Raw genomic sequence first — 8685 nt, 5'->3', positions numbered from 1 at the left:
AAATACGTAGCCAAAAACGCTTAGGTTATTTGTCTCCTACGGCATTTCTGAATCGGTATTTGGAAAGCGCATAACACACAATTGTACATAAACTTTCGTGTCCATTTTTAAGGGGCTTGACTAATTTCTCTCGATGCCAGGCATGATCAAGGAACTGTACACACATAAAAACAAACTCGGTTTCCATTCGGCCGAAAATTACTTCGGACTGCGAACCACCGCCATGATCCAATACTGGCGATCCCTTGACGACTTGCTCGCGTACTCGAAAAATGAACTTCATCTGAAAGCTTGGAAAAAGTTCAACCGGCTCACCGCGGATAACGACGCCGTTGGTATCTATCATGAAACGTACATCATCCCGAAAGGCCAATACGAATCCGTGTATGTGAACATGCCGCACTATGGGCTTGGTAAAGCAACGGAGCTTATGCCGATTACAAGTGAAAAACAGACAGCAAAAAAGCAGCTTTCCCGGTGAGGGGATGGCCGCCTTTCGTGTTGCAGGGAATTTACTCTCTTCGATAAATCCATTCCCCGTCTGCATCATATTCGTTGATAAATTGAAATCCGAGCGACTCGTACAGCTTTCTCGCTCCCATATTATCCTCATAGACACTCAAATAGATCGGCTGTTCGCCGTATTCTGCTGCCAATCTCGTTAGTAGCAATTCGGTGAACTGTCTACCATAACCCTTCCCCTGGTGCCCAGCGTCAATCAGTAGCCGGTCCATCCACACATTTCTGCCTCCCGCGCTGTCCCGCAGCGCACCGTACATCGCAAATCCCACCAGCTCTCCGTCAGAATACAAGCCGACCGGCCGGAACTCCGGCCACTCCTCCGCTTCTTTCAGACATTCAGCCGGCGTTTCAATGAACCCCTGCTGTTCAGGAAGCACCTGTAAAGCGAGTACTTCCGCCCGGTTTACATCCTCTACAGGTTTTATTTCCAGTTTCATTACTATGCCTTCTTTCTATAACCCCATATCCTTCATCAAATTTTACTCAATTCATCCAAAAACGCGGGTTTTCTTGGATAGTTAGTCCTCAACTTGTCCGCTATCGATTGCGCGTGCTGCTTTCCGACTAGCTTTCCATACCGTCTGATCATTTGGCAAACACTTTGGTAGCCTTTGCGATTTGAAGCTCTATGGGCTTCCCCCATAATATGTTCCTCATAGATCTGCCGGATATCGTCTTGATATGTGCCGATTAACTTACCTGTATAGTCTTCAATATGTCTTGGATTCGCCTGTACGAATGCAAGCATTTCAACCAGATCGTTTTCCTCTTCGATCAGACTCTTAAACAAGCCTTTTGCCTTCCATCCCGTTCCATTTTGCACTTCCTGCTTCAGCTGGATATATAACTGATTCGGGTCTTCGGAGAGTGCTTTCAAATCGTGATAAAACGAAAAGTCCCCATCCAAAAATAACTCTTTTGCTAATGAAAACTGTTCCGCATTCATAGACAGCCCTTGGTACGCAGAATATCGCAACCTTTTCCATTTCTGCACAAGTCCAGGTAAGTTCTTGTCCGACTGTTCCCCCTCTGAAGCCAACTGGATGACTTCCTTGTATCGCTTCTTGACCAGGTACATTCGAATCAGCTGTTCGCGGAATGATGAATACTGAAGATGGTCATGGATAAAATCTTCAGCTTCTTTCCCTGAGCCGTTCTGTTCTATCATCTCGAACAGCAGGCGGTAGAGCTCTTCATTTTGGTATCGTCGGTAATAGTCCGTGCTGGTTTCATCAATCATCGATGTGACTTTCCGACGAAAACTTTCTATCTGTTCAGGACTGCCAGCAACATCCGCACAAACTTTCAACAAAGTGATTTGAAACTCTGGCCATCCATCAAACATTGGATGCTCACTTTTCGTTAGAAGTTTATCAAAAATCTCCTGTTGCTCGCCTGGTTTCAGCCGAACCGCATCGGCCACAACTGTCTCAATTGTCGCAAGTGTTTCCTCTACTAAAGAGCCAATGTCACCACTGGAATCATCTGCATATTGAAAAGCGTTGATTGCTTCCTCTAGTAACATAAATGCTTGGTCCATAGCTCCGATTCCATCCGCATTTTCTTCAATACGAATAAGACATTCCCCCAACTCACTTGCGAAATGACTTGTATCACGATATTCAATGAACCCCCCCCTGCTCAAGTATTTGTCCACAACGGAGCGGATTCATCTTTTCAAATCGGAGGGACCGGCATTGTCCGAATACCTCATTAACAGCCGACTTTCCAAGGTTTCGTCCTCCTCAGCCAATTCCGCAAGAATGCTCACCAGCTGCTCTTTCCGTAACCCTTCAAGCACTTCAACCAAATTTTGAGATTTCTGTACTTCACTCGGCGAGTCGAATTCATCCATCAGTTCAAAGTAAACAGCCGCCTCATGCTTGCAAACAGGTCCGTAATCATAAGGGCAATCACAATAAGAGGATAGAATCTCGTCCTTCGAACCGAGCGTAACGATCACTCCGTACTCATCACTGCCACTCACTTGAAACCGGTATTCCTCTTCTTTGGTTCCTTTCAGTGTGACGAACCCTTTTGAATAATAGTCATATCCACGATTGACAATGATCTCGTCGACATAGAATTGGAAGTCTTGGAGTTTCATCAGCTTCGCTCCTTTCTAGTAGAACAATAATTTATAAGCTAAACCGGACTTGATAGCTTAGACCAGTCCGGTATTTCGATTGTGTTGCCTATGATTCTAAATTGTACAGTACACGGCAGCTAAGATGGAAACTTTCTTACGCCTGAAACGTAAAGGAAGTACCACATTCAAATGAAGGGGTTATCTATGAAAGAACGTGAAAAAAGACGGTTCGAGACCATACATCAGGAAGGGAAATTATCGGTCGTGAAAATACTGGTAGACACAGTAACCGGTGTCCACTACCTATACAGCTGGGATGGATACTCCGGCGGGATGACGGCGCTGTTGGACGAAAATGGAGATGTCGTGGTGGATAAACACGTAATACAGGACTGATTAAAGGAGGAGAAACCTAATGCCGCCTTCTATTTTTCTTGGCAGGTATACCACTGATAACTCGGAAGACATCATTGTTTTCATCATCGGCATGCGCATTGACAAAAGACTGTGCTTCCACAAATGGCTGCCCGTTTTTCTCGCAATGACAGGCATGACCACGGAACTTTACACACATAAAAGCGAACTCGGTTTCCATTCAACCGAAAATTACTTCGAACTTCAGACAACTGCAAAGATCCAATACTGGCGGTCCCTTGACGACCTCCTCGCCTACTCGAAAAACAACCAGCATCTAAAAGCATGGAAAACGTTCAACCGTATTACAGCGGATAACGACGCAGTCGGGATTTATCATGAAACATACATTATTCCAAAAGGTCAATACGAGTCCGTACATGTGAACATGCCACAATATGGGCTTGGTAAAGCGATTGAGCATATACCGATCACAATTGAAAAACAGACGGCAAAAAAGCGGCTTTTCCAGTTATGGGAAGCCGCTTTACTTATTGAATTATTGGGCCGTTTGTGTGCGACACAACTTTGGAGTGATACTGAAAGGTGTCTGAATTGTACGATGCACGGGTTAAAAAAAGAATGAAAGCATATATATCTCAAGAAATCGAAATAATTATCAAATCAAAGAAATTGAATATCACAGACCTAGCAATTGCAGATGAGGTAGGCAGGAGCTATTGATCGATTGTTTACAAAGTTAAAGAGTTGTGAAAGAATGCTTTGCTACTAGTGAAATAAGCTTCACAATAAAACAGTATGAATTGTTTGAAGTCCAGGTAACTCTAAGCTTATCATGCAAAGGTATACGTTTCTAAATTATGTCATGAATATAATAGGTAGCTAAAAACTAATATTTTAACTTGTTGATAAATGGTATAATGCTTTTAAACTATTTTTTTCAGATGAGGTATAAAACATGGAAGCATTTTTATCACTATTAATATTCACATTTCCAGGATTAGTAGCGTTTTTCGGAATTCAGCTTTTCGGTTTTACTCCTACTGTTAGATATCAAGGGGTTGAAATTTTAGCTGCTAGCGCAATCTTATGGATACCAATTAATATTGTAGTAATAGGTATTTATCATCTATTACGTTTTATTTATAAATTTAATAGCTATTACCCTATTGAGTTTCCCCAAATCCAAAGCTTTACAGATTTAAACTCATTATCGAATAACTTCATTTTTATTTTGTATTATACTGTATTAAGTGTTATAACCGGTTATTTTCTCGCTAGAATTATTTCGGGTAGTCTTTATAGTTATATATTAAAAAGAGTTAATGACATTCGAGTGTCTAATAATAAAGCGCCTTTGTCAAAGGATGCTACTGTTTGGGATACTATATTCTCAAAACAAGAGGCTCAAGTTGTAAAGATAACTAAGCTTTTTAATAATGATGAATTCGAGATTGGCGAAATAAAAAATGTGTCAAGAACATATGAGGCTGAAAAGAATATTGTTTTAAAGAATATGACTTTATGGGGGAAGATAGATGAAAAATATACTTTGGATGTCAAAGAGGTTTTCTTCGATATTAAGGCTGAAATAAAAATAATAATCTACGATAGCATTCAATGTCAGGCGACTTTAGAAAGCTATCGTAGACAAATGAAAGATGAGGATATTGAAAAGTAACAGGCTACTTTTTAGGTTTCACTTTTGGTTGTGCAGGTGGTTCTTCGTGCACAAAAGAAGGTTTGTCTAACGAAGACTTTTGACGTTTCGGATCGTTAAATCCAGGTTTTTCATACGAAAAGTTTTTTTTGTTTTTATTATTATCTTTTACAGCCATTATAATTCTCCTCTCTACTTAAACTGATTATACACTTTTCAAAGATGCCTTGGTAATTTTTTCTTAGTCAAAAGTCCATGTTTGAAAAACGATCATGAATGTTCAAACACAAATTAGGCCTCCTGTGCACGAGGCAACTCCAAAAAAATTCCGAATGGTGTCTAAATTGTACGGTGCAGGCGCAGGTTTTTCGGGATGGATACTCCGGTGGGATGACAGCGCTGTTGGACGAAAACGGAGATGTCGTGTTGGATAAATACGCAATACAGGACTGATTAAAGGAGGAGAACCCTAATGCCACCATCTGTTTTTCCCGGCAGACATACCGCCGATAACTCGGAAGATATCATCGTGTTCACAATCGGCATGCGCATCAACAAAATACTGTCTATCACAAATGGCTGCTCGTGTTTCTCGCAATGCCAGGCATGATCAAGGAATTGTACACTCATAAAAGCAAACTCGGTTTCCATTCAGCTGAAAATTACTTCGGACTGCGCACAACTGCTATGATCCAGTACTGGCGGTCACTTGACGACCTGCTTACCTACTCAAAAAACGAACGGCATATGAAAGCTTGGAAAAAGTTCAAACGTCTTACGATGAATAACGGTGCTGTCGGGATCTATCACGAAACGTACGTCATCCCTAAAGGCCAGTACGAATCCGTCTATGTCAACATGCCACAATATGGACTTGGCAAAGCGACGAAGTGTAAGCCGATTACAAGTGAAAACCATACGGCAAAAAAGCGGCTTTCTCGATGATGGGATGGCCGCTTTATGTGTTGTAGTAAATCTATAAGCGCCTGTATACACAGTGAACCTGAATGTTTAAACGAACAAGAAATTTTGGTGCTCCTGCCCCATTCTTAATTGATTCAATTAAAAACTTTAAATATCCTAAATGGTTGTAAAGGATAATTTGCAGCTATACAATTAAGGAATTCCGTCCTTTCATTGACATGTGCGCTTCGTAGATTAGAGAGGAGAATGCAGATGACTTCGAACAAATCGACACATACTATATTTTCGAAAGAGTTTAACGAAAACCCCTATCCCACTTACGAGACAATTAGAGAAACGGAACCTGTTTACCGTTTCCTTCTCCCAGATGGTCAATATGCATGGATGATTACGAAGTATGAAGATGCTGTAGAAGCATTGAAAGATCTTAGATTCAGCAAAGACATGGCAGGCGTAATGGGCATCAGCAAAGAAGACGAAAGTATTTTCACCCATAACATGTTATTTGCCGATCCGCCTGATCACAAAAGATTACGGGGGCTCGTACAAAAAGCCTTCACGCCGAGAATGATTGAAGGAATGCGCGGACGTATCCAAGAAATTACGGACGAACTTCTTGACGAAGCAAGCGGAAAAGATCACATGAATCTGATCGATGAGTTTGCATTCCCGCTGCCCATCATCGTAATTTGTGAAATTTTAGGTATTCCAAAAGAAGACCGCGAGAAATTCCGACTCTGGTCGAACACGATGATTGAAGGATCAGCTGGGGAAAATTCGGAAAACATGGCGCTTCATACAAGGGAGTTCACTCAGTACCTTGGCGAAAAGTTTGCAGAAGCTCGGAAAAATCCTCAACAAGACTTGCTCAGCCAACTTATCATTTCCGAAGAAGAAGGCGACAAATTGACCGAAAAAGAGCTATATGGCGTCGTTTCCCTTCTCATCATAGCAGGACACGAAACGACCGTGAACTTAATTGGCAACAGCATTTTGTCTTTACTCGAGCACCCTGAACAATTAAAACTTTTGAAAGAACGACCCGAACTGATTCACACAGCGCTCGAGGAATCCCTCCGGTACGAGGGACCCGTCGAATTCAGTACATCACGATGGGCAAAAGATGATTTTGAATTCAAAGGGCAATCGATTCAAAAAGGTCAATTAGTGATCATTGCATTGAATTCTGCGAATCGCGACTCAAGCCAATACACGGACGCAGACGTTTTCAATATTACACGCGAGAAAAGCAAACACCTCGCATTCGGAAAAGGCATTCACATGTGCCTCGGTGCACCACTCGCTCGTCTCGAAGGCGAAATTGCAATCAACAGCCTCCTACAGCGCTTCCCCAACATACAACTAAAGGGGAAAACAAGCGAACTAGACTGGAGACCAGGCATGGTCGTCCGCGGTGTAAAAGAATTACCGCTAACTCTATAATGAAATCAAAAAAAGGGCCACTCCATTGAGCGGCCCTTTTTAGGTACATTAAATTTGAGTGTTAGGTTTCAAGTGTTTGTTTGCTAAACAAATGTTAAACTTTGTGCATAGGTCTTTGAAATCAAGGTTCTTGTCCACAATATGGATCTAATTTGATTTTAATTTGTGTCTGAATTGTTCGGTGCACAGTGGCAGTTTTTTTTGGAGTGAACAATAAACTGGAAATTTATTCTCTTCAAATGAGATAGAGAGTATACTATATTATGACAAGAATATTTCAACAATGGTGGATGATAAACTTATGAATAATGAAATCATGACATTATGGGGGTTTTGGATTTCTATTGCAGGAACATTATTTGGTTTTATAAGTCTTTTAATTGGAATTTATATAAGCAACAACACTATTAAAATCAGAAAAAACTTCACCAAAAATCATTTAAGAATAAGATATAAAAAAACTAAGGGTTCAATCTTATTACAAATAAATACCTCATATGGGCTATTAAAAGAGTTCAATAGACTCGACGTACAAAATATTAAAGAAGGAATTATTTCCCTCAGTCTTTATGATGATATTCTAACAATGACTACTAAAAGAAAGTTAAAAAAATTACGCAAGAAAATCAACAATCCTAATAGTGTTACTAAACAAAATAGAGATCACATTAGTGAGTTGCTGTTTGAAATTATTGTGCGTTTAGAAAATGAACTGGATGAATACAATGATCATATTAAGGAGACTACAAAATGAAGAAAAATGAATTAAATCTAGAACTATTTATCAAAGCCTTGACTAAGAAAACAAATGAGTCAGAAATAGAATGGACAATTGTCGCTAAAAACTTTTATAGCAATCTAATCGACAGAACTTTGGACGGAGCCATTATTAAAGATGCATATTATTCTGATGGGAAAACAGGTAGAGTTGTAGTTGGTAAGTATGAGAAAAAAGTTTATTATGAAGAAGATGAATATTACTTGGATGACTTTTTCTTTTTAACTTTAACAGATGATAGATTTAACAGCCCTACTAGTTTTTTAAAATACGATGATGAAATCGAGTCGAAATACTCTTTTCCTTTAGAGTTATCTAAATTACATCGTCTTATTCAAATTAATACTAACAATGTAAAAGAGCGTTTCAAGAACTTTTTTGATTAACAGTTACCTACCTGAATTGTTCACGTTTTTTCTTGATGCTTTTTAGCATGGGTTCTATAAACTTTTCATACTCTTAGAACCCTATGCAATAAGTGGAAAAGTAATCCTTTTAATTGAAAGTTCATGGACCACACATAATTTGGATTTTGGGTGCCTGTGTGCAAAATAAACGTGAATGTTTAAACAAACATGAAAGTTCGGTGCACCCGTTTTCGCATTAAAGTTCCTCAATGCAATCAGGACGGTTACCGAAACCTGTCCGTCAATGACTATAAAGTCAACTGGAACTATCGATTTTATTCCGAAAAAGCAAAATGGAAAAAAGAATATCCAGAATATGAGATACTGACCGGTTCAAGAGATAGGATGCGTCCTTACACACCAGTGTAACCGTCAAGTAGGATTCAACAGTTTTTGAAAAATAACACTCAACAGTTTTCGTCAATTAAGACTCAACACTTTGCTCTGTAAAAAGGGCTTTTCGATATTTCATTCTAATGCTGTCTTG

The 8685-nt window shown here is 39.9% G+C and carries 9 protein-coding genes and 3 pseudogenes; 8 read left to right on the top strand and 4 right to left on the bottom strand.

Features of this window, described 5'->3' with window-relative positions; all coding sequences use genetic code 11:
- Positions 1-124: 124 nt before the first annotated feature.
- A pseudogene (locus QT716_RS16165) lies at positions 125-481 on the top strand (DUF4188 domain-containing protein); the annotation flags it as partial.
- Positions 482-512: 31 nt separating this feature from the next.
- Here QT716_RS16165 and QT716_RS16160 read toward each other — a convergent pair.
- Genes QT716_RS16160 through QT716_RS16150 form a run of 3 tightly spaced genes read right to left on the bottom strand, consistent with a single transcriptional unit; the run spans position 513 to position 2629 of the window.
- On the bottom strand, positions 513-959 hold the full coding sequence (locus QT716_RS16160; RefSeq protein ID WP_317937197.1) for a GNAT family N-acetyltransferase: 447 nt from the start codon (positions 957-959) through the stop codon (positions 513-515).
- A 35-nt stretch (positions 960-994) separates the two neighbouring features.
- Entirely contained in the window at positions 995-2179 is a 1185-nt protein-coding gene (locus QT716_RS16155) for a hypothetical protein (protein WP_317937196.1), read from the bottom strand.
- Between the two features lie 12 nt (positions 2180-2191).
- Positions 2192-2629, bottom strand: coding sequence for an SWIM zinc finger family protein (locus tag QT716_RS16150; protein WP_317937195.1), 438 nt, complete (start codon positions 2627-2629; stop codon positions 2192-2194).
- Positions 2630-2815: 186 nt separating this feature from the next.
- Here QT716_RS16150 and QT716_RS16145 point away from each other — a divergent pair, with 186 nt between their 5' ends.
- The 3 genes and pseudogenes from QT716_RS16145 to QT716_RS16135 all read left to right on the top strand — a co-directional run bounded on the left by QT716_RS16145 (position 2816) and on the right by QT716_RS16135 (position 4667).
- On the top strand, positions 2816-3007 hold the full coding sequence (locus QT716_RS16145; RefSeq protein ID WP_317937194.1) for a DUF6440 family protein: 192 nt from the start codon (positions 2816-2818) through the stop codon (positions 3005-3007).
- Between the two features lie 19 nt (positions 3008-3026).
- Positions 3027-3491: pseudogene (locus tag QT716_RS16140) on the top strand (DUF4188 domain-containing protein); the annotation flags it as partial.
- A 453-nt stretch (positions 3492-3944) separates the two neighbouring features.
- Complete coding sequence (locus QT716_RS16135) at positions 3945-4667, top strand: hypothetical protein (protein ID WP_317937193.1); 723 nt, start codon at positions 3945-3947, stop codon at positions 4665-4667.
- Positions 4668-4671: 4 nt separating this feature from the next.
- Here QT716_RS16135 and QT716_RS16130 read toward each other — a convergent pair whose 3' ends face one another.
- Positions 4672-4824 (bottom strand): hypothetical protein, encoded by a 153-nt coding sequence (locus tag QT716_RS16130; RefSeq protein WP_317937192.1) that lies wholly within the window; start codon positions 4822-4824, stop codon positions 4672-4674.
- 294 nt (positions 4825-5118) lie between these two features.
- Between QT716_RS16130 and QT716_RS16125 the strand changes: the two are divergent.
- The 4 genes and pseudogenes from QT716_RS16125 to QT716_RS16110 all read left to right on the top strand — a co-directional run bounded on the left by QT716_RS16125 (position 5119) and on the right by QT716_RS16110 (position 8177).
- Positions 5119-5591, top strand: a pseudogene (locus QT716_RS16125) (DUF4188 domain-containing protein).
- A 231-nt stretch (positions 5592-5822) separates the two neighbouring features.
- Complete coding sequence (locus tag QT716_RS16120) at positions 5823-7013, top strand: cytochrome P450 family protein (RefSeq protein ID WP_317937191.1); 1191 nt, start codon at positions 5823-5825, stop codon at positions 7011-7013.
- Positions 7014-7314: 301 nt separating this feature from the next.
- Entirely contained in the window at positions 7315-7767 is a 453-nt protein-coding gene (locus QT716_RS16115; protein ID WP_317937190.1) for a hypothetical protein, read from the top strand.
- A complete protein-coding gene (locus QT716_RS16110) occupies positions 7764-8177 on the top strand; it encodes a hypothetical protein (protein WP_317937189.1) in 414 nt (137 codons plus the stop codon). The genes QT716_RS16115 and QT716_RS16110 overlap by 4 nt, the downstream gene beginning before the upstream one ends.
- Positions 8178-8685 lie beyond the last annotated feature (508 nt).

This window comes from Sporosarcina aquimarina (genome assembly GCF_033253705.1).
GTDB classification, from domain to species: domain Bacteria; phylum Bacillota; class Bacilli; order Bacillales_A; family Planococcaceae; genus Sporosarcina; species Sporosarcina aquimarina.
This window is presented reverse-complemented; position numbering and strand designations above follow the sequence as displayed.

What these genes read in the sequence shown, in the direction of transcription:
- QT716_RS16120 (WP_317937191.1), top strand. Translation starts at nt 5,823, where the DNA reads ATGACTTCGAACAAATCGACACATACTATATTTTCGAAAGAGTTTAAC.
- QT716_RS16145 (WP_317937194.1), top strand. Translation starts at nt 2,816, where the DNA reads ATGAAAGAACGTGAAAAAAGACGGTTCGAGACCATACATCAGGAAGGG.
- QT716_RS16135 (WP_317937193.1), top strand. Translation starts at nt 3,945, where the DNA reads ATGGAAGCATTTTTATCACTATTAATATTCACATTTCCAGGATTAGTA.
- QT716_RS16115 (WP_317937190.1), top strand. Translation starts at nt 7,315, where the DNA reads ATGAATAATGAAATCATGACATTATGGGGGTTTTGGATTTCTATTGCA.
- QT716_RS16160 (WP_317937197.1), bottom strand. Translation starts at nt 959, where the DNA reads ATGAAACTGGAAATAAAACCTGTAGAGGATGTAAACCGGGCGGAAGTA.
- QT716_RS16110 (WP_317937189.1), top strand. Translation starts at nt 7,764, where the DNA reads ATGAAGAAAAATGAATTAAATCTAGAACTATTTATCAAAGCCTTGACT.
- QT716_RS16150 (WP_317937195.1), bottom strand. Translation starts at nt 2,629, where the DNA reads ATGAAACTCCAAGACTTCCAATTCTATGTCGACGAGATCATTGTCAAT.
- QT716_RS16130 (WP_317937192.1), bottom strand. Translation starts at nt 4,824, where the DNA reads ATGGCTGTAAAAGATAATAATAAAAACAAAAAAAACTTTTCGTATGAA.